We start from the raw sequence: 23234 nt of genomic DNA, 5'->3' as shown, positions 1-23234 counted from the left end.
AGCGATGGAGCTGATGATCGAGGACCTGATGCAGGAGCTTGTCGAGGCAGGCGGCAGCGACCTGCACATCGCCAGTGGGCAGCCCCCCTACGGCCGCTTCAGCGGCGAACTGCGTCCGATGCGGGACGAACCTCTCCTAGAGGAGAGCTGCAACCGGCTGATCTTCTCCATGCTCAACAACAGTCAGCGCAAGACACTCGAACAGACGTGGGAACTTGACTGCGCCTATGGACTGAAGGGCGTGGCCCGCTTCCGGGTGAATGTGTACCGACAGAAGGGAAGCTATGCCGCCTGTCTGAGGGCCCTGGGCAGCAGCATTCCCAGCATCGATCGGCTGAATCTGCCGCCGGTGGTGGTGCAGACCTGCGAACGACCACGGGGCCTGGTGCTGGTGACAGGACCCACGGGCTCGGGAAAGACCACCACCCTGGCGGCGCTGCTCGATCACATCAATCACAGCCGCGCCGAACACATCCTCACCATCGAGGATCCGATCGAGTTCGTGTACAAGAGCGACCGCAGCCTGGTGCATCAGCGGCAGCTGAATGAAGACACGCGCAGCTTCGCCAATGCCCTCCGTGCGGCGTTGCGCGAGGACCCGGACGTGATCCTGGTGGGGGAAATGAGGGATCTGGAAACGATTCAATTAGCGATCAGCGCAGCGGAAACCGGCCACCTAGTGTTCGGCACCCTGCACACCAGTTCGGCCGCACAGACCGTGGACCGCATGGTGGATGTGTTCCCCCCGAACAGCAGACCCAGATCCGCGTGCAACTCTCCGGAAGCCTGGTGGCTGTGTTCTCGCAGACCCTCTGTCGCCGGAGCAACCCAGCTCCAGGCCAGTTCGGGCGGGTGATGGCCCAGGAAATCCTGATCAACACCGCCGCCACAGCCAACCTGATCCGCGAAGGCAAGACGGCACAGCTGTATTCCCAGATCCAGACCGGGGGAGAGCTGGGTATGCAGACCCTGGAGAAAGCTCTGGCTGATCTGGTCGCCAATGGTGCAATCAGCTCCGAAGAGGCACGCATCAAAGCTGGCAAACCATCAGAGCTGGAACGGCTGATGGGCAGCTGAAGGCTCAAACACTGCGATGGCCATCTTCTCCGCCACTTACCAATCCGCCAGCGGACAATCGCGCACGATCACCATCCGCGCCAAAGATCCGCAAACAGCGCGACGACAGCTGCGAAGACGGGGAATCATGGCGACGGCCCTTCATGCCCAGAACAAGAAGCCAAACCAATCAACTACCAAAGACCCATCAACAGCCCAAAAGGTCAAAGCCAACGGCTTGCTGTCCATGGATCTCGGTGAAGCATTCCAAAAACCGCCGGGAGTGAAAGAAAAAGCCGTGTGGGCCAGCAAGCTGGCCGCGCTGGTGGATGCAGGCGTGCCGATCGTGCGCAGCCTGGATCTGATGGCCACGCAGCAGAAGCTGCCGATGTTCAAGAAGGCCTTAACGGCTGTAGGGCTTGAGGTGAACCAAGGCACTGCCATGGGCGCAGCCATGCGCAAGTGGCCCAAGGTGTTCGACCAGCTCACGGTGGCCATGGTGGAAGCAGGGGAAGCCGGTGGTGTGCTCGACGAATCGCTCAAGCGACTGGCCAAGTTGCTGGAAGACAACGCCCGTCTGCAGAACCAGATCAAAGGGGCTCTGGGCTATCCCGTGGCGGTGCTGGTGATCGCCATCCTGGTGTTCCTGGGGATGACGATCTTTTTGATTCCCACCTTCGCAGGCATCTTCGAAGATCTGGGCGCCGAACTACCCCTGTTCACCCAGCTGATGGTGGACCTGAGCGAGCTGCTGCGCTCCTCGGTAGCGCTGGTGTTTGCCGGAGCCCTGCTGGTGATGGTGTGGATGTTCAGCCGCTATTACGCCACCCATAAGGGCCGCAGGGTTGTGGACCGATTCATGCTGAAGCTCCCCCTGTTCGGGGACCTAATCATGAAAACGGCGACAGCCCAGTTCTGTCGGATCTTCAGCTCACTAACCCGCGCAGGTGTGCCGATCTTGATGTCACTGGAGATCTCCAGTGAAACCACCGGAAACTCAATCATTTCCGACGCCATTCTCGACTCCCGCAGCCTGGTGCAGGAGGGGGTGCTGCTGAGCACCGCGCTAACACGACAGAAAGTGCTGCCCGATATGGCCTTGAGCATGCTCTCAATCGGCGAGGAAACCGGCGAGATGGACCAGATGCTCAGCAAGGTGGCCGACTTCTACGAGGACGAAGTCTCCGCAACGGTGAAAGCGCTTACCTCCATGCTCGAGCCAGCGATGATCGTCGTGGTGGGCGGCATCGTGGGCTCCATCCTTCTGGCGATGTATCTGCCGATGTTCACCGTGTTTGATCAGATCCAGTGAAAGTTGATCGTCACTGCAAAGTCGCCGCTATGGCCTGACCTGCCAGCCAGCCGCCGCTCCAGCAGGCCTGGAAATTGAATCCGCCAGTCACACCATCGACATCCAAGAGTTCACCGGCCAGAAAAAGACCAGGGCAACGCCGGCTTTCCATGGTGGCCAGGTTCACCTCACCCAGGTCCACGCCACCCGCGGTGACGAACTCCTCTCCAAACGGCCCCCTGCCTCGAATGGACAGACACTGGGCGCAAAGGATCTCTAGCAATTGACGCTCCGCCTTCAGAGGCAGATCCGCCCAGCGCCGAACTCCCTCCACGCCGGCCATCAGCAGAAACGCCTGCCACAACCGACGCGGCAGATGCTCCATGGGCTTGGCGGCCACGAGGGTGCGCCTGGCCTGTTCCTGACGCCACTGCTGCAACCGCTGCTCAACTCCTTGACGGCCCAGACCTGCGCTCCAATCCACTTTGAGCTCACCTTGGTAATGGCTTGCATGCAGCGCCCGCGCTGCAAAAGCAGACAGCCGCAACGTGGCCGGGCCACTCAATCCTCGATGGGTAATCAGCACCCTCCCGGTCTGGCGGAAACGCTGATGGCCGAGTTTGAGATCGAGACTCACGTCATCCATAGCGATGCCGCTGCATGCCACCAGTGGCTTCGCCTGCAGCGACAGGCTGAACAGTGACGGCACTGGAGGAACCACCCGATGACCCAGGGCCTCAGCGATTCTGCGACCGCTGGGATGGCCGCCGGTGGCCAGCATCAACTGGCGCGCCCGCAAGGGGCTCTCCAGGCCGCGGCCCACCAACTCGAATCCCCCATCCAGTTGGGACTGCACCTGCTGGACCATGGCCCGCGTACGCAGCTGCACGCCAGCCGCCCTGGCAGCATTCTGAAGGCACTGAATCACCGCCTCAGAACGATTCTGCTGCGGAAACATCCGGCCGTCGGGCTCTTCCACAAGGGTGAGACCCCGCTCATCAAACCAGGTGATCGCATCACCGCAGGCGAAGCGACTGAAGGGACCGCGGAGGGGCCGGCTGCCACGCGGGTAATGGGTGGCCAGCTCACGTGGATCCCAGCAGGCATGGGTGACGTTGCAGCGGCCACCACCACTGATGCGCACCTTCTGAAGCGGCTCAGGCGTTCCTTCCAGAATCAACACCCGAGACAGCCCCTGCTCTGCGGCGGTGATCGCTGCCATGTAACCGGCAGGACCACCCCCAACGACGATCAGATCAAACGGGCTGGAAACGCAGAGCGACGCCGTTGTTGCAGTAGCGCTTGCCTGTGGGCCTTGGGCCGTCATTGAACACATGACCCTGGTGACCGCCGCAGCGGCTGCAGTGGTATTCCGTGCGCGGAATAATCAGTTTGAAATCTACTTTCGTAGCGATCGCCCCGGGCAACGGTTCAAAGAAGCTGGGCCAACCGGTGCCACTGTCGAATTTCGCCTTGGATGAAAACAAGGGCTGATCACAACCGGCACAGTGATAGGTGCCATTGCGCTTCTCGTTGTTGAGGGGGCTCGTGAAAGGTGGCTCTGTACCTTCCCGGCGAAGCACGGAATACGACTCCGGAGACAGACGTTGTTTCCATTGCGCATCCGAGAGATCCCAGGCTGAATCGGAGGCCTTCGACGCTGCCAGCACCTGCTCGGGTGCGCGGAACACTCCAAACACCCCTGCCGCTGATGCCATCAACAGCGATCGTCTGCTCAGCAGCCAGTGATCAAAGGTGGGTGTCATGAGCTGAAGCATTTCGTTCGTGGAACTGTTCTAAACAAATCAGATCCAAGGGCCAGGCAGCATGGAGGGATGGATCCCCTCACCAGAGTTAATCGGGAACCTCCCTGGCGTTTCAGCATCGCGCCGATGCTGGATTGCACAGACCGCCATTTCCGCCAGATCATGCGGCAAATCAGCCGCAGAGCCTTGCTTTACAGCGAGATGGTGGTGGCCCAGGCCCTGCATCACAGCAACCGCCGCGAGCGACTGCTGGGTTTCGATGCGGAGGAACACCCGATCGCACTGCAAGTGGGCGGTGACGATCCGGCCCTGCTGGCAGAAGCCACCCGCATGGCTGCGGACTGGGGCTACGACGAAATCAACCTCAATGTGGGTTGCCCGAGCCCGCGGGTGCAGGCCGGCAACTTCGGCGCTTGCCTAATGGCCGAACCGGATCGCGTGGCCCGCTGCGTGGAAGCGATGGTGAGCGCCAGCAACCTTCCGGTCACGGTGAAACATCGGGTGGGGATCGATGATCTCGACAGCGACAGCCTATTAACCGCCTTTGTGGATCAAGTGGCAGCAGCTGGAGCAACACGGTTCAGTGTGCACGCCAGAAAAGCCTGGCTGGAAGGACTGGATCCCAAACAGAACCGCACCATCCCTCCGCTTCAGCACGATCGGGTCATCGCGCTCAAACAACGCCGACCCCAGCTGTTGATCGAACTGAATGGCGGTCTCGACACCCCCGAAGACTGTCTGAACGCTCTTGACCACTGTGATGGCGCGATGGTGGGCCGGGCGGCCTATGCCCATCCCCTGCGTTGGGCGAGCATGGATGCCCTGATTTTCGGCGATGCGCCCCGACCCATGAAGGCGTCGCATGTGCTGATGGGGCTGATGCCCCACGCCGAACGTCACCTGGAACGCGGCGGTCGTCTCTGGGACCTCTGCCGCCATCTGGTGCAACTGGTGGAAGGGGTACCGGGTGCGCGTTACTGGCGCAGAGAGCTGGGCCAGAAAGCTCAGCGCCCGGGTGCCAATCTCTATGTGCTGGAACAAGCCACCCAGCAGCTGATCGATGCCGGGCTCTAAAGCTGAGCTCTGGCGAACTCAGCCTTCAGCGCCGCCGTAACCGCCGTAGTCACCGCCGCTGTAAGAGGAACCACCGCTATCAGGCTGGGAGGCACCACCACGACGACGACGGCTGCGGCCATCATCTGCAGCGCTGTAACCCTCGCCGCCGCCATAGGGGGAGCTGGACTGATCTCCGCCACCGCCGTAGCCACCACCGCTGGAACCGCCGCCGTAGCTGCGGTCCTCCCAACCACGGGCTCCTGAGCGACGGTCACCACCGCCGCCTCCATAGCCACCGCCACCGCCGTAGCCGCCACCGCCGCCGCCGCGATAACCACCACCACCGCCGCCTCCATAGCCACCGCCACCTCGACGCGGTGCGCTGCCACGCGGCTCAGCCTTGTTGATGCGCAAGGGTCGGCCCATCAGCTCAACACCTTGAAGGGCGTCGATTGCCGCGGCCTCCGCCGCTTCATCGACCATTTCCACAAAAGCGAAGCCGCGCTTACGGCCGGTGTCGCGCTCCAAAGGAAGGGCACAGTTTGTGACCTCTCCGTGAGCGGCGAACAGTTCGATGACGTCCTCCTGCTCAGCGCGGAAGGGCAGATTGCCGACAAAAATGCTCACTTGACTGCTGGACCTGACGAGAAAGGGACCCAAGGGATCAGACAAGCCATTGGTTCAAGGTCCGGTGAGGGAGCATTGGTCCTCTGGCAGTTTCAGCGTAGTCCCGTTATCACAAAATGATCACTGCGCGGTAAAGCCGAGACGTTCGCTCCACAGAGCCAACTGTTCCTCCACCCGCGTGAAGCCTGTTCCGCCTTCACTGGTGCGTGCAGCCACCACCTGACGTGGGGCAAGCGCCTCATAGAGATCGACCTCGATCGCAGGGTGGAACTGCTGCCATCGCTCAAGGCTCAAGTCACGCAGGAGCAAGCCTTCACTCAAACACTGCTTCACCACAGCACCGACGATCTGATAGGCCTCCCGGAACGGCACCTGACGCGCGACCAGGTAGTCGGCCACATCCGTGGCATTGGAGAAATCAGAGCCTACCGCAGCCTCAAGCCGATCCGGACGAAAGCTCAAACCTTCCTCAATGAGGATCGTCATCGCCTCCAAACACTGCTTGGTCGTGGAGACCACATCAAACAGGGCTTCCTTGTCTTCCTGAAAATCCTTGTTGTAGGCCAGAGGCAGACCCTTGATCATCGTGAGCAACCCCTGCAGATGCCCGAACACGCGGCCGCATTTGCCGCGCACCAGCTCAGGCACATCCGGATTTTTCTTCTGAGGCATCAAGCTGCTGCCCGTGGCACACCGGTCCGTCAACCGCACAAACCCGCACTCCTCTGAAGCCCAGAAGATCACCTCTTCGGCCAGACGACTGAGATGCACCATCAGCAGTGATGCAGCTGCAGAAAACTCAACCGTGAAGTCGCGATCACTCACCGCATCGAGACTGTTGGCGTAAATCCCATCAAATCCAAGTGCCTGAGCGGTGCTTCGCCGATCGATTGGCACCGGCGTTCCGGCCAAAGCCGCCGCTCCAAGGGGAGACCAATTCACGCGTTTGCGGACGTCCTGAAGCCGCTGGCGATCACGCTCGAGCATCTCCACATAGGCAAGGAGGTGATGCGCCAGACAGACCGGCTGAGCCCGTTGCAAATGGGTATAACCAGGAATCAAAGTGGAGCGGTGGTCTCTGGCCTGCTTCAGCAAGGCGGTCTGAAAGCCTTGAATCTGCGGATCCAGTTCATCAAGCCGACGGCGCAGCCACAGGCGCAGATCGGTGCCGACCTGATCGTTGCGGCTGCGACCCGTGTGCAATTTCTTGCCCACTGGACCCAGTAGAGCGATCAGCTTGCGCTCCACTGCAAAGTGAACGTCTTCGTCTTCAAGCCCTGGCTGGAAACGTCCGGCTTCTGCCTCAGCACGGATCTGCTCCAGACCAGTGCAAAGCAGCTCTGCCTCATCAGAGGCAATCACACCGCAATTGGCCAGCATGCGGGCATGGGCGATCGATCCGTCGAGGTCCTCTTGAAGCAGGGTGATATCGAAACCGATCGAGGCATTGAATCGCTCGATCGCCGGATGCAGACCTTGTTCGAAACGATCACTCCAGGTGGCGGAGCCTCCGCCCGTCACTCCACCCGCCATCTCCGGTCCTCATCACAGATCTACTCAGCTTGTCAGGCCGAAGTCCTAGGAACAGACGGCAGCATCACCTCCTCACGCACCTTGAGAACAACCATCGAAGCGTCATCTTCTAACTGACGATCTGGGCCAACAAAACGGTCCAAGCGACTAAACAACTGATCAAGAATGCCCTGCGACCCCGTTCCAGAGCGGCAGGCCGACTCCAAGCAGCGGATCAGACGGTCCTCATCGAAACGATCGCCAGTGATGCCGGGAGCCTCAGTGACCCCATCGGTGTAATAAAGCAGGACGTCGCCGGGTTCCAGCACCGTGGAACCAACGCCATACTCCGCATCCGGCTGAAGACCAATCAGCAGACCCGGTGCATCGAGTCGACTTACGGAGCGTTGTTGAGACCTCCAAATCAGGGGTGGGTTGTGGGCAGCATTGGCAAAACGCAGGCGACGCGAGCGCGGATCGAAATCTGAATAAAACAGCGTCACGAAACGGTGGGACTGAGACAGATCCTCGAGGGCCAGCTGATTGAGGTCATGCAAAATCCGATCCGGTGGCAAGCCACTGAGCACCTCAGCGCGCAACATTCCGCGCAGCATGGTCATTAACAGACCAGCGGGGACTCCTTTCCCCATCACATCGCCCATCACCAAAGCCCAACGACCGCGCTCTCGCCGGCGACCGATCAACTCTGGCCGTGTGGGAATGAAGTCGTAGTAGTCACCACCCACCTGAAAAGCAGGTCGGCAGCGGGCCGCCAATTCCACGCCCTCAATCACCGGACAGTGATCCGGCAGCAGCTGAGCCTGGATTTCTGCACCAATGCTCAGCTGCCGATCGACACGCTCATGCAGGCGTGCTTCCTGAAGCATCAGGTCGTTCTCAATCGCCACACCGGCGAGATCCGCCACGAGCTGCACATGGCGACGATGCACATCCGTCCAGATCAGTGATCCGGAGGGATTGAACACATAAAGACGTCCGCGCTGACGACCGCGGGCCACCAGTGACGTGGCAAACACACCGGCCGATCCGAGCTGGCGCTGCACCAGGCGATCCATGCCCAGCACCAGGGCATCATCAGAACCAAAGCCAGATGATCGTCCGGGTTCGTGCTTGTTCAGAGCCTGAAGCACGGGTTCCGAACGAGCGGTCGTCAGAATCTGCAGTTGTTCGTTCCACAGGCGTCCATCGGCATGAAAAGGCACGAGCAGTGCCCCCTCCACACCCACCAGACGGGCTGCCACCACTGGAACGAGCTCCAGAAAGCGGTTGAGGTTGGTGAAACTGCGCAGAGCGAAGCCCAGCGACACAAGCAGTTCCTGATTGGAACGTTGCTCTTTCGAGAGGCTGTCGAGCAACTGACGCAACGAAGCGGTTGCCGAGGTGGACGGCAAAAACTGCCGGATCGGGGAAGCTGGATGGCGCCTTGATGGATTGCTGCTCACGGCAACCCCGGGCAGAACCCGCAAGGTAGCAAGTCTGCGCTGAGAAAACCGAAGTGCTCAGCGGCCGGCTAACAGCGCTTCGACAAACTCAAAGCTGTTGAAAGGACGCAAGTCGCGGATGCCCTCACCGGCTCCGATGAAACGAATTGGCAGCCCAGCCTCCGAAGCCACCGCCAGCGCAACACCACCTCGGGCCGTTCCGTCCAGTTTCGTGATCACCACGCCAGTCAGTCCCGCCGCCTTGGCAAATGCCATCGCCTGTTTAAGTCCGTTCTGGCCCTGGCTCGCATCCAGCACCAGCAAGGACTCCACACGGGCATCGGGAGCCAAACGGTCGACCACACGTCGAATCTTCTCGAGCTCCTCCATGAGGTTGTGCTTGGTCTGCAAGCGACCGGCGGTGTCAACAAGCACCAAATCCGTTCCCTTGGAACGAGCCGCACCGATCGCGTCGAACACCACAGCCGCAGGATCAGCATTGGAGGAGGGATTCGCCACCACGGGCACCTCGCTGCGATCACCCCAGACCTGAACCTGCTGAACCGCTGCAGCACGGAACGTGTCAGCCGCCGCAATCATGGCGGAGTAACCACTGCGGACCGCAAGATTGGCGAGCTTGCCGAGTGTGGTGGTCTTGCCAACACCATTCACACCAACCATCAGCCAGACGTTCAGTTGCTCCCGTCGCGGAGCTAGCAGTTCAACACCGCTGTCTTTGATGGGCTTTTCGAGCAGATCGCGTAACTGCTCCTTCAGAAAACGAATGCCCTCGGTGGGATCGACCACCTGTTCATTCATACGGCGGCGCAGGGCTTCCAACACCTGATCCGTGGCCTTCACACCAGCGTCAGCTCGCAGAAGCAGCGACTCCAGGTCATCAAGCACCTCAGGAGTGAGTGGATCATCCCCAAGATTTTCGAGAAGACCGGTGACAAAGCCCTGGCGGGTTTTTTCCAGCCCCTGGCGCAGACGACCGAGCCAGTCGATCTCCTCAAGAGTGATCTGATCCGCAGACCGTCCCTGAGCGGCCAAAACTTCAGCCGACCAGGTGAAGGTGTCATCGAATTCCCCAAGGCTGGGTTCATCGGACGGATCTGCAGCAGAGGGCTCAGCATCTTCCGTTGCAGAAGCTTGCTCCAACTGCTGCTGACGTTCCTGACGTTGGGCCGCGGCCTGCTCGAGCAGAGACAGTCCCGTCGAAGGTTGTTCCACTGCAAGCGGTTCAACAACAGGGGATTCGCGTGCAACGGCGTCATCGCTTGGCTGTTGAGCAGAAGCCTGTTGAGCAGAAGCCTGTTCGGCTGAAGGTGGTTGTGGCGGTAATGACGACTGAGGTTCCGCAACATCAGCCGGAGCCGGTGAGGGTGCCGCCGGAGCCGAGCCATCTTGTTCTTGTTGGGCCTTTTCTTGCTCCTTCTGCGCTTTCAGTCGCGCATAGGCCTGGCGGGCCCACTCCAGGGGGTCATCGTCAGGGTTGGCTTGCTCCGTTGATGGCTGAACAGAAGGCTGAGGCAGCTCCGAATCTGAAACAGGCCCAGATTCAACAGGTTCAGAAAGCGGCGCCAGCGATTCGGTTGGAGGGCCTTCTTCTGATCGACTCGGCGCGGACTCGACCGACGGTTCGACCGACTCAGCATCTGGAGCCGGGCTAACCGTGTCCTCAGGGCTGGGGGTCGGCTGAGCGGACTGTGCCGGCTCGGCGCGTCGGTTGAACCAGTCGTAAACCATGCGAAATCAGGGAAACGCCTAGACAGTGGCGTTCTGCAGCCGACGCAGAACTCCATTGATCATGCGACGACCTTGCTCATCGCTGTAGCGGTTGGCCAATTCCACGGCCTCGCTGCAAGCCACAGATGCCGGCGTCTTCATGGCACCGAGATCGACAACTGCAAGACGAAGAATGTCGCGATCGATGCGCGGCAATCGGCTCAGACGCCAGCCTTCCATCACACCATCCAACTGCTGATCAATGGTGTCCCGAGAGTCAAGCACCAAATGAATGCGGCGCATGGCTTCCTCACGCACCCGATCCTGATCGGCCAGTGCCAGCAGACGCGGAAGCTCAAGGCTGGCGGAAAGACCATTCAGAACTTGCTCCGCACTGGTGAGTGAGTCGCGCAGGTGCGCGCGCACAGGTGCAGCATCACCGGCATCCGGAGAGTCCTGAAGTTCGCTGTCAAGCAAAGACTGTTGAGCTTTCTCCAGGTCCCCAGCACAGTGATCAAGCACCTCTCGCCAATGCTGCATCAGGCTGTCGAGGGCCTTTTGCAACAGCACGTCCAAGGTGTGGTTGGCAGCAGCGGAGTGATCGCGCTCAGCGCATTGGCCTAGCACCAGCAAGGCGAGCTCACGGGAGAGAGTGCGGGTCTGCATGGGTTAAGGCGTATCGGACGAACGACTCAGGACGATGAGGGTGCCACAGAGGCGCGCAGCTGGGCGATCAGGCTGGAAAAACTGCGGTTAACTGGTGCCTCGCGTTCATCGGGATTGACGATGCCCGCCGAAATGATCGTTCTGAAGGCATCCTCTACAGAGATATCGAGCTCCCGAACCGAACCCTCAGGAACAAGGGTGTACCAGCCTGTGGTCGGATTGGGTGCCGTGGGGATGAACACACTTAACAGGGTGTCGCCCAGATCAGAGCGCAACGAAGGACCCGCTTCACCCGTAACGAAACCGACGCTGTAAAGGCCCTCTCTTGGATATTCGACCAGGACCACCCTGCGGAAGCGGCGCGAATTGTCGCGCAGAAAGGTTTCCAGCAGCTGTTTGAGGGTCTTGTAAACAGAACCGGCAAGAGGAATGCGCTGGAGTGTTCCCTCACCGAATTCCAGCAACCAGCGGCCCACGATGTTGCGGGCCATGAGACCGATGAGAAGAATTCCCATCAATGGGACCGTCAATCCGAGCGCCAAATTGATCAGATCCTGAAGCCAGGGGTTCAGGTTGATGAACGGATTGAACTGCTTGGGAATCGAAGTGAGAAACGCCAGCACGAACTTGCTGACGATCGTGGCGAGCCAGATCGTGGTAGCCAGCGGGATCACCACCAGGAGACCCGCAATCAGATCATTCTTGAGATCCTGCTGAAGCCTGGCGCTGAGCGGCAGGTCAGGTCTCGGATTGGACTGAACCAAGGAACGCCTGGGGCCGGAAGCCAACGTGTTCCACCAACCTAACGAGCGGTCAGAGAACCGCGACCAACGCCAGCAACACCAGAGCCACCGCCAACACCACGGCGCTGATGGTTCCACCAATCAATCGCTGATTCACGGCCAGATTGCGCTGGCGCTCCGCCTGCTTGATCTGGTCACTCATTTGAGAGAGCTGCTTGTCGATGAACTCCTGCGCAGCCTCGGTTTTTTCTTCTTCAGTGGCATCAGAAGGGAGCTGACCGGCCTGCGCGAGTTGCTCACCCAACACCTTCACATTGTCGGGATTAGCGGACTGCTGCCGGGCCATCTCCAGCTGACCGCGGCGTTGGTCAAGGGTCTGGTCCGCTTCACGCACCAGTTCCTGGTTGCCACCGAGGCCCAAAAGGATCACGGAGATCATCACCAGGGCCAAGACCGCCGACACCACGCAGACCACCCAACGAATCGGCGTTCGAGCGGTTCGGGGGTGGTCGAGCCGTGAGCTGATCAGCATGAGTAACAGTCCGACAAACCCCATCGGCGTTTGACTGACCAAGCGCTCAATCAGCAGCTGCTGATAGATGCTGTCGCTCCAATCCGCAGCACTGAGCACCACGCCGATCTGCAAGACCAGCAAAATCACCAACGTGATTCCCAACCAGCGCATCAGAGGTGACAGACGCAGCGAGGAATCTGTTGGGGAAGCGGACACGGCACGATGCCTGAAGACGCTCAACTTTAGGGTCTGAATTTGGATGTTCCATCCGAGCGTGAAGCACTCAGCCGGGCCCTGAAACAACGGGCCCGGGAGGAGGGATTTGACCCGGTCGGCATTGCTCGCCTGCCGGGGAGTGCACGATTGCAGATGCGCACAGAAGCTTTGCAGCGCTGGCTGGACGCCGGTCATCAAGGCGACATGGGATGGATGGCCGCTCCCCGTCGTCGATCAGCCCAGACTTTGCTCAATGGAGCCAACAGCCTTCTGGCCGTCGGGCTGAACTATCACGTGGCCGTCGAACGACGCTCAGATCGCCTGGCGGTGGCCCGCTACGCCTGGGGACGTGATTACCACCGGGTGGTGAACCAACGGCTGCGCCGAGTGGGGCGCTGGTTGCAAACGCAACGTCCGCATTGCCACTGGCGTGTCTGCGTGGATGCTGAACCGCTCCTCGACAAGGCCTGGGCAGAGGAAGCAGGTCTGGGATGGATCGGGAAGCACAGCAACCTGATCCATGCCGAGCGTGGGTCATGGATGGTGATCGGTCATCTGATCACCACAGAACGGCTGGAGGCCGATCAACCTGCGACAGCACGTTGTGGTCGCTGCCGGGCCTGCATCGATGCATGCCCAACCGAGGCCATCACCGAACCTTTTGTGGTGGATGCACGGCGCTGCATCGCTTTTCACACCATCGAAAACCGTGAGCCGGAACTGCCCGAAGCCATGGCGACAGCCCTGGGGCCATGGGTGGCCGGGTGCGACATCTGCCAGGACGTCTGCCCGTTTAATCAAACCGGAATCCCCTCCAGCAATGATCCAGATGTGCAACCACGACCCTGGCTGCTGGATCTTCGTGCTGAAGCGATCCAGGCATGGACAGATGAGGATTGGGATGAACGTCTGCGGGGTTCTGCACTGCGTCGCATCAAACCCTGGATGTGGCGACGCAATGCGGCAGCAGCGAAACCAGATACCCCGCCTAGTGTTGGTTGATCTGTGTAACAGCCATGGGAGTTTTGGCTCGTTCGGGGCGGCCTTGGCGTCAAACCCTGGCCATCACGCTGCTGATCGGTTTCATGGGCTCCCTGAGTTCATTCCCTGCCCGGGCCTTGGTCCCCTACGTGTACACACCCAGCTCCGAGGAATTGGAGAATGCAGGCATCGGCATCGGCCGCACCGCAGCTCAATTGCTGCGTCTCGGTCAACCGCAGGAAGCAGCACGTCTGGCAGCACTGGCCGTTCGGCTCCAGCCCAACGACGAACGGCTTTGGTCCGTTTTGGCGGAAGCGCAACTTCGCAGCGATCAGCTCAAGGCAGCAGCAGCATCGCTGGCTAAGGCCAAGTCGCTGGATCCACAGAACGCAGGACTCTGGTTTGCCGAGGCTTCCCTAGCCTTACGCGATCAACGCCCGGATGATGCCGTGCCGTTGTTGGATCAGGGCTTGCGTCTTGACCCGAAGAATGCAGGCGCCTACTTCGATCTCGGCAACGCCCGAATCATGCAGTCAGAGCTGCGTCAAGCCCTCCGAGCCTTTGAACAAGCCACAACCATCAAACCCAGCTTCTGGGAAGCGCTAAACAATCAAGCGCTGGTGTTGTTCGAGATGGGAAACACAGCGGAAGCGATCCGACGCTGGAGATCTGTGCTGGAAATCAAGCGCAATGCCGAGCCGATGCTTGCTCTGGCTGCGGCATTGAACAACCAATCCAGCGGCGATGAGGAATCCATCGATTTGGCCCGCCAAGCGCTGGCCGACGACCCCAATTACGTGCTGCCAGGGCATCAGGAAAACCAGCTCTGGGGTCAAAAACTGCGCCAAGCCACAGGTGTTCTGCTGTCAGAACCCAGGTTGAAAGGAGCCGTTGAACGGGCTGAAGCCAATGCCGATCCCAAATCAGCTGAGTGATTCAGGAAGAAGATCTGTAGGCTGAGCGCCTTCTGCCTTCTTGATTCCGGAGCGGATGGCCGAGGAGCGCGTTCAACCGATCGCCCTGCATCAGGAGATGCAGCGCTCCTACCTCGAGTACGCGATGAGCGTGATCGTGGGTCGAGCCTTACCGGATGTCCGTGATGGGCTCAAACCGGTTCAGCGGCGCATCCTTTACGCGATGCATGAGCTGGGATTGACCCCAGATCGGCCTTACCGCAAATGCGCCCGTGTCGTCGGCGATGTGCTTGGCAAATACCACCCCCATGGTGACCAAGCCGTGTACGACGCCCTGGTGCGGCTAGTGCAAACCTTCTCTAGTCGGCATCCACTGCTGGATGGTCACGGCAACTTTGGCTCCGTGGACGACGATCCACCAGCGGCGATGCGCTACACAGAAACGCGACTGGCGCCGATCGCCAACGAAGGTCTGCTGGATGAAATCGGCAACGACACCGTTGATTTCGCACCCAACTTCGACGGTTCGCAACAGGAACCCACCGTCCTGCCGGCTCAGCTTCCGTTTTTGCTCCTGAACGGATGCGCGGGGATCGCCGTTGGCATGGCCACCAGCATTCCTCCCCATAACCTTGGCGAGGTTGTGGATGGTCTGATCGCCCTAGTCCGCAAGCCAGACCTCACCGATGACAAGCTGCTCAGCCTGATCCCCGGACCCGACTTTCCCACGGGTGGGGAAGTGCTACTGGGCAGTGGCGTGCGTGACACTTATCTGAAGGGACGTGGCAGCATCCCAATGCGGGGTGTGGCACACATCGAAGAGGTGCAGCCGGGCAAGGGACGACACAAACGCAAAGCGGTCATCGTCACGGAACTGCCCTACCAACTCAGCAAGGCTGGCTGGATCGAAAAGCTGGCGGAACAGGTCAACGACGGCAAGATCGGCGGGATCGCTGACATTCGCGATGAAAGCGACCGTGAGGGCATGCGTGTCGTAGTGGAACTGCGGCGAGACGCCGATCCAGACACGGTGCTGAAAGATCTACAGCGACGCACCTCACTGCAGAGCAATTTCGGCGCCATCCTCCTGGCCCTTGTGGACGGACAGCCGAAGCAACTGTCCTTGCGGCGCATGCTGCAGACCTTCCTGGACTACCGGGAATTGACGTTGATCCGGCGGACCAGTCACGCCCTGCGCAAGACAGAAGACCGACTGGAAGTGGTGGAAGGGTTAACGACAGCACTGGCATCGCTACAGAAAGTGATCGCAATGATCCAGGAAGCTCGCGACGCATCCAGCGCTCGGGCGAGCCTGATGGTGCAGCTGGATCTCAGTGAACGGCAAGCTGATGCCGTTCTGTCCATGCCTCTGCGCCGTCTCACAGGCCTGGAACAGGAAAGTCTGCGCCAGGAGGCCGAGGATCTGCGGACCGAGCGGCAGCGCTTGAAAGTGCTGCTGGACAACCGCGATCAACTGCTGGATGCCCTCGTCCAGGAACTGCGCCAACTCAAAAAACGTTTTGCCACTCCGCGACGCACACGACTGGTAGAAGGCGGCGATCATCTGTTGGCTGAACGGGCCGCCAACCAGCGTCCCAATGCAGAACTGCAGCGTCAGCAAGCCCTCGATGCCCTTCCATCGGAATCAAAACTGTTAATTCAGAACGATGGTCAAGTGAAGGTGGTGAGCCCACAACTTCTCGGCCGTCTGCATCTCAACGAAGCAGCGGATCTGGGTGATGAACCCTCGCCAGCACAGCTGATTCTGCCAATCCATCCAGCACCTCGTTTGTTGGCACTCACTGCAACAGGTCGAGTGGCATTGGTGCGCTGGGAATTCGCCGGCCAACAGCCCGGTGTCCTAGAGCGATTCCTACCCACTGCCTTGGAAGGCGACAAGGTGATCAGTCTTCTCCAACTTCCACCAGCCGACGATATTGAGGCCAATCAGCGACTGTCCCTCGGCCTGCTGAGCACCGATGGCCGTTTCAAGCGACTGCCACTGGACGATATGCAGGAGTTATCGGGTCGTGCAGCGACCATCGTCAAACTCAAGGACGGCGTCTCACTGCTGTCTGCCGTGATGTGCGATGACGGCGGAACCGTCACGCTGATCAGCGATATCGGTCGGGTCCTGTGCCTACCGGTGGAAGAGCAATGCCTACCAGTGATGGGGAAACTGGCGCAGGGTCCGGTGGCAATGCGCACATTACCTGGAGAAACACTGGTGGGAGCGGTGAGCCATCCTGCAGATCCCATCGGCAACGCGACGAGCAGTGAAATCCTGGTGGGGACAGGCAACGGTTGGCTCACACGTCTGTCGCTGGCGTCGCTGCGACGCTGCCAGCGGGGAGATCTTGGGGACGTTGCACTGCAACTGAGCAAAACGGGGAAAAAGTTAGATCCTGTTGTGACGGTGTGTGCGACAAGTGATCTCGTCGGCGTGATCACCAGCCAGAGTCGTCATGGTCGGATCCTGAACGACTGCATCAGTGCTGACACCGATCAACCGACCGATCTGTCTCTGAAAACAAACGAACAATTGGTTCGTTTAGTGCCACTCATCAGTTGAGTAACCGTTTATCTCTTTAATTCTAAGCTGTAAATTAATCAGGAACGGGTATTCCCTTCCAACCACGTCAAATATTTTTCATCAATATCACCGGTCACATACTCTCCATCAAAACAAGACATTTCAAGTTGATCAAGACTTGTCCCTTGAACAATACTCTGCTTGAGATTATCAACACTTTGATAAACAACATGGTCAGCCAAAAGAACATCCGCTATTTCGTCTGTTGATCGACCATGTGCCAGCAATTCTGCTCGAGAGGGCATGTTGATGCCATAGACGTTCGGGAAACGAACTGGCGGCGCTGCGGAGGTGAAAGTGACCTGATTTGCTCCTGCATCACGAGCCATCTGAACAATTTCCTTCGACGTGGTACCCCGCACGATTGAATCGTCCACAATCAGAACATTTTTTCCAGCAAATTCAGTTCCCAGAGCATTGAGTTTCTGGCGAACTGATTTTTTACGTTCTGCCTGACCAGGCATGATAAAGGTTCTGCCGACATAACGATTTTTATAAAAGCCTTCGCGATATTCAATTCCAAGCTGCTTTGCCACCTGCATAGCCGAGGGACGTGCCGAGTCAGGAATCGGCATCACCACATCGATCTCTCCGGCAGGCAACTCTTGAGCAATAGTCTTGGCCAGAAGATCTCCCATCCGCAATCGAGTCTCATAAACAGAGATTCCATTCATGACCGAATCTGGTCTGGCGAGATAGACGTATTCGAATGCACAGGGAACCAAACACGACGACGGTGCGCACTGGCGATGATGCAAGTTGGCATCAAAGTCAATGAAGACTGCTTCACCGGGTTCCACATCGCGAACAATATCGTACCCACTGTTTTCAATCACCAGTGATTCACTGGCAACGATCCATTCATTACGACCCTGATCCGAAATGCGTCGCCCCAGGATCAGTGGACGAATTCCATAAGGGTCGCGAAAAGCGAGCATGCCGCGGCCTGCAATCAGAGCGATGGATGCATAAGAACCCTTGACTCTCTGATGCAGGGACGCCACAGCATCAAACAACTGATCCGGTGAAACATCAGGACCTGTAAGGCAAGACTGAATCTCTGTCGCTAACACATTGACCAGCATCTCGGTGTCGCTGGAGGAATTGGTGTGGCGACGATCCACCTTGAACAAATCCTGTTCAAGCTGGGAGGTGTTGGTCAGATTGCCGTTGTGAACAAAGGCGATTCCATAGGGAGCATTGACATAGAACGGCTGCACCTCGTCTTCTGCTGCTGCTGCCCCTCGTGTGGCATAACGAACATGGCCGATTCCGACATTGCCAAGAAGCTTGCGCATATCTCTTGTTCGGAATGCTTCTCGAACTCTTCCGCGTTGCTTATGAACATGAAACGTGTGATTGTCCATCGTGACAATCCCCGCAGAATCCTGACCACGGTGTTGAAGCAATAGAAGGTTATCGTAGATCTGCTGATTCACAGAATCAGTGCAAAACATTCCAATAATTCCACACATAATGACAACCTCTAACTAAAAGAACGAAGCAGACTCAACACCCCTGAAGAATTCAATCCAAAAGAAATGATTGACTCCTCGGGAATGATTGAAACGGTGGAAACTGGGCAAAAAAGATTAGCAAAACGAGTGATGATCATTTTGCAACCTCGGCGTCGGCTTCGATGCGACGAGGGAGCGCCATGGCATGGGCATCACGGCATTGCTGAAGGGTCAGATCCAGGCAGGGTGTCTGATCGACCTTGATGATCAAGCTGGGTTGATCGATCACCACACCAATCGGCGTGATCGGTAATTCCTCCACTGCATCGACCAAGGACTCCCAGGCCTGGACACATTCCGACTTCACAGACACCACGACGCGGCAACCGCCTTCGCCGAACAACAACCGGTCCATCCGAACACCGCCGGCAGCAAGATCAGCGCTGATCCCGTAGTCAGAAGCCATCGAGGATTCAGCCAAAGCGACGCTCAAGCCGCCATCGCTGCAGTCATGGGCCGAGGCAAGCAATCCTCGGGCGATGGCGTCGCGCACCAACCCTCCTACGCGTGCTTCTAAATCGAAATCCGTCTCAGGCGGACGACCAGCCAGGCGGCCGATAGCCAGCTGTTGATAAGCGCTGCCGGCCAAACCCAGGGTGCTGGACTCACCATCGGCCGTGGGTACACCCAAGAGATACACAGGATCCCCGGCTTTGCGCCAACCCAGCCCGGTCACGGTGCTGATGTCATCGACGCCACCAACCATGCCGATCACAGGTGTGGGATGAATGGGCTTCAAGCTGCCATCATCCTGTTTGGTCTCGTTGTAGAGAGAAACATTGCCACCGGTAACGGGGGTGTTCAACGCTCGACAGGCATCGGAAATGCCTCGACAGGCTTTGGCCAGCTGCCAATACCCCTTGGGTGTTTCAGGGGAAGGGAAGTTGAGGTTGTCGGTGACCGCCAGCGGTTCGGCACCAACGCAACTGAGATTGCGCGCGGCTTCCGCCACAGCTGCCTGCGCGCCTCGTTCGGGATCGAGAGCGACCCAGCGGTTAGGACAGTCGACCGTCGCCGCCACACCGCGTTGAGACGCCTCAAGGGAGCCTTCGCCCTGCTGAGGGCGGAGCCGCACCACGGCAGCATCGGCAGCCCCTGAAGACACCACGGTGTTCGCCAGCACCTGCTGGTCGTACTGACGATGCACCCAACGCTTACTCGCAATGGTGGGGTCATCCAAAAGACGCAGCAACTCTTGCCCCCAGTCATGGCCCTGAGAAGGGCAGGGAAGATCCACTTCAGACCAGCGCCAGAGCTCTTGAATGTCAGCGGGCGGCTCCTGCAAGAGGTCGTGATGATTGATCGGCGTGTCTTCTGCCAGAGCACGCGATGGCACCTCTGCCGCCACCTCACCGTGCTGCAGCACGCGAACCACAGGCTCCGCCAGAACACGGCCCACAACTGCAGCCTGAAGACCCCAGCGACGGAAGCGCTCCATCAAAGGCTCCTCGCGGCCAGCACGGACCACGAACAGCATCCGCTCCTGGGATTCAGAGAGCAAATACTCGTAAGCCGTCATCCCCTCCTCGCGCGCCGGCACCTTGTCGAGATCAAGCTCCACACCCACATCACCTTTGGCCGCCATCTCGGAACAGCTGCAGGTGAGGCCAGCTGCACCCATGTCCTGAGCAGCCACCACGTCACCGCTCTGAAACGCCTCCAAACAAGCTTCGATCAATCCCTTTTCCAGAAACGGATCACCCACCTGCACAGCGGGTCGATCGTCAAGCGAAGCGGAACTGAGCTCAGCGCTAGCAAAACTGGCTCCCCCCATGCCATCGCGCCCTGTCGTGCTGCCGACGTACACAACGGGATTGCCGACGCCAGAGGCCCCAGATTTAACGATGTCCTCGGTCTCCATCAGACCCAGGGCCATGGCATTGACCAGTGGATTGCCGTTGTAAGAAGGATCAAAGGCCACCTCGCCCCCCACGGTGGGAACACCGACGCAATTGCCGTAGTGGGCGATCCCAGCCACAACCCCCTGCATCAAGCCCACATTGGCGGGATCCTCCAGAGGACCGAAGCGCAACGCATTCAACAGCGCAATCGGCCGAGCGCCCATCGTGAAGATGTCACGCAAGATGCCGCCAACTCCGGTTGCAGCCCCCTGGAAGGGTTCAACCGCTGAAGGGTGGTTATGACTCTCGATCTTGAACGCCAGGCGATGGCCGCCACCGAGATCAACGACGCCGGCATTCTCACCAGGACCGACAAGGATGCGAGGTCCTTCCGTGGGAAAGCCACTAAGGAGAGGCCTGGAATTGCGGTAGCAGCAATGCTCAGACCACATCACACCGAACATGCCCAATTCAGCACGGTTGGGATCGCGTCCCAAGCGTCGCTGAATTTCGGCGTAATCCTGCTGCGTGAGCCCTTCCTGACGGAGGGCGGCGGCGACATCGAAGGCCTCAGCCACGGAAGAAGACTGGGTCACAGTCAACAGGTCATCTCTTCCCAGTCTTGCCGACGGCCGGCTTCACACCGCTCAGCTCAGACCCAGGGATCTTCGTCGCGATCCCCTCGGCGATCCCCCACTCGTTCCGGCTGTTGGGGCCAATCGGAATCGTCCCAATCCTCCAAGGGATCTGGGAGATCTGGATCACCCATGGGATCAGACTCTTCGTCGCGGGACACCTGTGCGGGTGCTGGCTCGTCATCCCAGGGTGGTTCTTCCAGCCAACCCTCCAATCGTTCACCAGCACGATCACCAAGGTGCTGAAGCTGATCTCGCCATTGGCGAGAGCGCCGCACCAGATCTTGACGAACACTCGCCCGGGCCTGGGGAAGATCATCGAGATTGCGAATGCCTGTGGACACCAATCCGGGTTGCTGATCGATGATGCGATCAGGAGTCAACCGCCAACGACTGCTGCCGGGCAATCGAGGATCACTACGCGAAACCAAATAATGGAGAATTTTTCCCGTGGAGGGCACAAAAGCCAAATCCGCCACCTGGCCCAGTCGTTGACCCTCCACATCGAGAAGATCGGCATCCAGCAGCGTCGGCAACCGCTCCAAGGTGAGCTGATCGGTTTCAGCAGGTGATCCCTTCACGAACACCTGCTGATCACCCAAACCGCGACACTGATCGAGACGCCAGACAGCCCGCGCATTGCGGAGGGCCGACGGACGACTGACCCAGCCGAGCAATCGATGCACAGGTGGGTGCATCCAGGCCATGACCCCGACGCCATGGTCGAGCCCCTGATCACAACGCACACGGTGGCGCAGCAGATCACTGAGCAGCAGGGGATCAGGCAGCGCCAAGGTCAGGTCCGAATCTGAACAGGCATCACGAGGTAGGTCAATCCAGAACCATCATCCGCAGGCGAGAGGATGGCCGGTGTCGTGGGTGCATTGCACTGCAGGCGGATGCGGTCGGCATCCATGGCCTTCAGTCCATCCAGCACATAGCGCACGTTGAAAGCGATCTGCATCGGTTCACCTTCGATGTCAGCAGGCAGCGATTCAGAACCACTGCCAACGTCTTGAGCATCAGCACTGATCTGCACAAGACCTTTGGATGGATCACTACTGATGCGCACCACGTTGTTGTGCTGATCTGCCAAGACAGCAATGCGTTCCAGCGACGCCACAAACGCGCGGCGATCGAGCTGAAGGGTCCGGGTGAACGACTCGGGGATGAGCTGGCGGTAATTGGGATACGTACCTTCCAAGGTTCGGCTGGTCACCATCTGATCGGCCGCCAGCACCACAACCTGTCCGCGTTCACAGAAAAGACTCACCGCATCGGTGCCTTTCCAACCGGCCATGAGCCGCTCCACTTCACGCAAGGAGCGGGCTGGCAGGGTGACGGCCAAAGCAGCGTCATCAGACGCGCCTGGATCGGCCACTTCCAGCGGAGCCTGAAGAGCCTCATTCACGCTGAGCACGGCCAGCCGGTGACCATCAGTGGAGGCCGCCTCGAGGCTGGTGCGATCGAAACGCAGATGCACACCGGTCAAGAGCTGCTTGGCCTCATCAGAACTACTGGCAAACAGGGTGCTGCGAAGCGCTTTCACCAATGCAGCAGGGTCCAGTTTGAGAGCCGTGCCGTTTTCGACCAAAGGCAGATCGGGGAAATCGTCGGCCGGCATGCCACGCATCTGGTAGCTGCCGCTGAGGCTGGTGAGTTCCACCTGCTCACCCGACTCATCCGTGGAGAGTGTGATCGGGGAATCACTCGATAGACGGGAGACAATCTCAACGAACAGTCGAGCTGGAAGCGTGACAGCACCGCTGGTTTCCACAGACGCGGTCAACGACGTCTGGATGCCGAGGTTGAGATCAAATCCCGTCAGGCTGAGCCTGTCAGTGCCGGCATCAGCGGTTAGGAGCACATTCGCCAGGACTGGATGGGTCGGGCGCGATGCAACGGCACGACTGACCAATTGGAGCGCCGCGTTGAGTTCCGACTGGGAACAAACCAGTTTCATGGCGAGGCTGTTCGCTGGAGCGCTTCAAGGCTTCCACGGTTTCACAGGGTTGGACGAAGCGCAATGGGCCTGGTGCCTGGCTTTTTCGTTTGCCTGTCTACGGGCTGTTTTTGATTTCTAGAAAAACTATCCATACAGCCGTAATAGGCGTTGGGGAAAACGTGGAAAACCTT

The 23234-nt window shown here is 59.1% G+C and carries 18 protein-coding genes and 1 pseudogene; 6 read left to right on the top strand and 13 right to left on the bottom strand.

Going from position 1 to position 23234, the window contains the following annotated elements:
* Positions 1-4: 4 nt before the first annotated feature.
* Together SynA1560_RS00095 and SynA1560_RS00090 are read left to right on the top strand one after the other, a co-directional pair.
* Positions 5-1077, top strand: a pseudogene (locus SynA1560_RS00095) (type IV pilus twitching motility protein PilT).
* Between the two features lie 16 nt (positions 1078-1093).
* Entirely contained in the window at positions 1094-2368 is a 1275-nt protein-coding gene (locus SynA1560_RS00090; RefSeq protein ID WP_186500822.1) for a type II secretion system F family protein, read from the top strand.
* A 10-nt stretch (positions 2369-2378) separates the two neighbouring features.
* On the opposite strand, the gene SynA1560_RS00085 is transcribed toward SynA1560_RS00090, so the two are convergent.
* Entirely contained in the window at positions 2379-3569 is a 1191-nt protein-coding gene (locus SynA1560_RS00085) for an NAD(P)/FAD-dependent oxidoreductase (protein ID WP_370523167.1), read from the bottom strand.
* A 34-nt stretch (positions 3570-3603) separates the two neighbouring features.
* The gene (msrB, locus tag SynA1560_RS00080) at positions 3604-4113 is read right to left on the bottom strand and encodes a peptide-methionine (R)-S-oxide reductase MsrB (protein ID WP_186469760.1); all 510 of its coding nucleotides are present in this window, start codon (positions 4111-4113) and stop codon (positions 3604-3606) included.
* 69 nt (positions 4114-4182) lie between these two features.
* Here msrB and dusA point away from each other — a divergent pair, with 69 nt between their 5' ends.
* Complete coding sequence (gene dusA / locus SynA1560_RS00075; protein WP_186500820.1) at positions 4183-5187, top strand: tRNA dihydrouridine(20/20a) synthase DusA; 1005 nt, start codon at positions 4183-4185, stop codon at positions 5185-5187.
* An 18-nt stretch (positions 5188-5205) separates the two neighbouring features.
* On the opposite strand, the gene SynA1560_RS00070 is transcribed toward dusA, so the two are convergent.
* The 7 genes from SynA1560_RS00070 to SynA1560_RS00040 all read right to left on the bottom strand — a co-directional run bounded on the left by SynA1560_RS00070 (position 5206) and on the right by SynA1560_RS00040 (position 12617).
* A complete protein-coding gene (locus SynA1560_RS00070) occupies positions 5206-5796 on the bottom strand; it encodes an RNA-binding protein (RefSeq protein WP_186501513.1) in 591 nt (196 codons plus the stop codon).
* Positions 5797-5916: 120 nt separating this feature from the next.
* On the bottom strand, positions 5917-7329 hold the full coding sequence (argH, locus tag SynA1560_RS00065) for an argininosuccinate lyase (protein WP_186500819.1): 1413 nt from the start codon (positions 7327-7329) through the stop codon (positions 5917-5919).
* A 32-nt stretch (positions 7330-7361) separates the two neighbouring features.
* Complete coding sequence (locus SynA1560_RS00060; protein ID WP_186470901.1) at positions 7362-8771, bottom strand: PP2C family protein-serine/threonine phosphatase; 1410 nt, start codon at positions 8769-8771, stop codon at positions 7362-7364.
* Positions 8772-8828: 57 nt separating this feature from the next.
* The gene (gene ftsY, locus SynA1560_RS00055) at positions 8829-10499 is read right to left on the bottom strand and encodes a signal recognition particle-docking protein FtsY (protein ID WP_186500818.1); all 1671 of its coding nucleotides are present in this window, start codon (positions 10497-10499) and stop codon (positions 8829-8831) included.
* A gap of 18 nt (positions 10500-10517) precedes the next feature.
* A complete protein-coding gene (gene nusB, locus SynA1560_RS00050) occupies positions 10518-11144 on the bottom strand; it encodes a transcription antitermination factor NusB (protein WP_186469756.1) in 627 nt (208 codons plus the stop codon).
* Between the two features lie 26 nt (positions 11145-11170).
* A complete protein-coding gene (locus tag SynA1560_RS00045; RefSeq protein ID WP_186469755.1) occupies positions 11171-11908 on the bottom strand; it encodes a DUF502 domain-containing protein in 738 nt (245 codons plus the stop codon).
* A gap of 49 nt (positions 11909-11957) precedes the next feature.
* Positions 11958-12617 carry an HpsJ family protein gene (locus SynA1560_RS00040; RefSeq protein WP_186500817.1) on the bottom strand — a complete coding sequence of 220 codons (660 nt, stop codon included), beginning with the start codon at positions 12615-12617 and terminating at the stop codon, positions 11958-11960.
* Between the two features lie 39 nt (positions 12618-12656).
* Here SynA1560_RS00040 and queG point away from each other — a divergent pair, with 39 nt between their 5' ends.
* The 3 genes from queG to SynA1560_RS00025 all read left to right on the top strand — a co-directional run bounded on the left by queG (position 12657) and on the right by SynA1560_RS00025 (position 17084).
* Positions 12657-13619: a tRNA epoxyqueuosine(34) reductase QueG gene (gene queG / locus SynA1560_RS00035; protein WP_186500816.1), complete on the top strand. Its 963-nt coding sequence runs from the start codon at positions 12657-12659 to the stop codon at positions 13617-13619.
* 83 nt (positions 13620-13702) lie between these two features.
* Positions 13703-14533: a tetratricopeptide repeat protein gene (locus SynA1560_RS00030; RefSeq protein ID WP_370523253.1), complete on the top strand. Its 831-nt coding sequence runs from the start codon at positions 13703-13705 to the stop codon at positions 14531-14533.
* Positions 14534-14588: 55 nt separating this feature from the next.
* Entirely contained in the window at positions 14589-17084 is a 2496-nt protein-coding gene (locus tag SynA1560_RS00025; RefSeq protein ID WP_186500814.1) for a DNA topoisomerase (ATP-hydrolyzing) subunit A, read from the top strand.
* Positions 17085-17122: 38 nt separating this feature from the next.
* Here SynA1560_RS00025 and purF read toward each other — a convergent pair whose 3' ends face one another.
* The 4 genes from purF to dnaN all read right to left on the bottom strand — a co-directional run bounded on the left by purF (position 17123) and on the right by dnaN (position 23061).
* On the bottom strand, positions 17123-18580 hold the full coding sequence (gene purF / locus SynA1560_RS00020; protein ID WP_186500813.1) for an amidophosphoribosyltransferase: 1458 nt from the start codon (positions 18578-18580) through the stop codon (positions 17123-17125).
* A gap of 136 nt (positions 18581-18716) precedes the next feature.
* Entirely contained in the window at positions 18717-21059 is a 2343-nt protein-coding gene (gene purL / locus SynA1560_RS00015) for a phosphoribosylformylglycinamidine synthase subunit PurL (RefSeq protein WP_186500812.1), read from the bottom strand.
* Between the two features lie 56 nt (positions 21060-21115).
* Complete coding sequence (locus tag SynA1560_RS00010; RefSeq protein ID WP_186500811.1) at positions 21116-21892, bottom strand: RNA methyltransferase; 777 nt, start codon at positions 21890-21892, stop codon at positions 21116-21118.
* A gap of 2 nt (positions 21893-21894) precedes the next feature.
* Positions 21895-23061, bottom strand: coding sequence for a DNA polymerase III subunit beta (gene dnaN, locus SynA1560_RS00005; RefSeq protein ID WP_186500810.1), 1167 nt, complete (start codon positions 23059-23061; stop codon positions 21895-21897).
* Between the last annotated feature and the right edge of the window lie 173 nt (positions 23062-23234).

The sequence above is a fragment of the Synechococcus sp. A15-60 genome, assembly GCF_014280095.1.
Classification (GTDB): Bacteria; Cyanobacteriota; Cyanobacteriia; order PCC-6307; family Cyanobiaceae; genus Synechococcus_C.
The sequence above is the reverse complement of the archived record's forward strand: the minus strand, read 5'-3'. Positions and strand labels throughout refer to the sequence as shown.

What these genes read in the sequence shown, in the direction of transcription:
- SynA1560_RS00090 (WP_186500822.1), top strand. Translation starts at nt 1,094, where the DNA reads ATGGCCATCTTCTCCGCCACTTACCAATCCGCCAGCGGACAATCGCGC.
- SynA1560_RS00085 (WP_370523167.1), bottom strand. Translation starts at nt 3,569, where the DNA reads ATGGCAGCGATCACCGCCGCAGAGCAGGGGCTGTCTCGGGTGTTGATT.
- msrB (WP_186469760.1), bottom strand. Translation starts at nt 4,113, where the DNA reads ATGACACCCACCTTTGATCACTGGCTGCTGAGCAGACGATCGCTGTTG.
- dusA (WP_186500820.1), top strand. Translation starts at nt 4,183, where the DNA reads ATGGATCCCCTCACCAGAGTTAATCGGGAACCTCCCTGGCGTTTCAGC.
- argH (WP_186500819.1), bottom strand. Translation starts at nt 7,329, where the DNA reads ATGGCGGGTGGAGTGACGGGCGGAGGCTCCGCCACCTGGAGTGATCGT.
- ftsY (WP_186500818.1), bottom strand. Translation starts at nt 10,499, where the DNA reads ATGGTTTACGACTGGTTCAACCGACGCGCCGAGCCGGCACAGTCCGCT.
- nusB (WP_186469756.1), bottom strand. Translation starts at nt 11,144, where the DNA reads ATGCAGACCCGCACTCTCTCCCGTGAGCTCGCCTTGCTGGTGCTAGGC.
- SynA1560_RS00030 (WP_370523253.1), top strand. Translation starts at nt 13,703, where the DNA reads ATGGGCTCCCTGAGTTCATTCCCTGCCCGGGCCTTGGTCCCCTACGTG.
- SynA1560_RS00025 (WP_186500814.1), top strand. Translation starts at nt 14,589, where the DNA reads ATGGCCGAGGAGCGCGTTCAACCGATCGCCCTGCATCAGGAGATGCAG.
- purF (WP_186500813.1), bottom strand. Translation starts at nt 18,580, where the DNA reads ATGTGTGGAATTATTGGAATGTTTTGCACTGATTCTGTGAATCAGCAG.
- dnaN (WP_186500810.1), bottom strand. Translation starts at nt 23,061, where the DNA reads ATGAAACTGGTTTGTTCCCAGTCGGAACTCAACGCGGCGCTCCAATTG.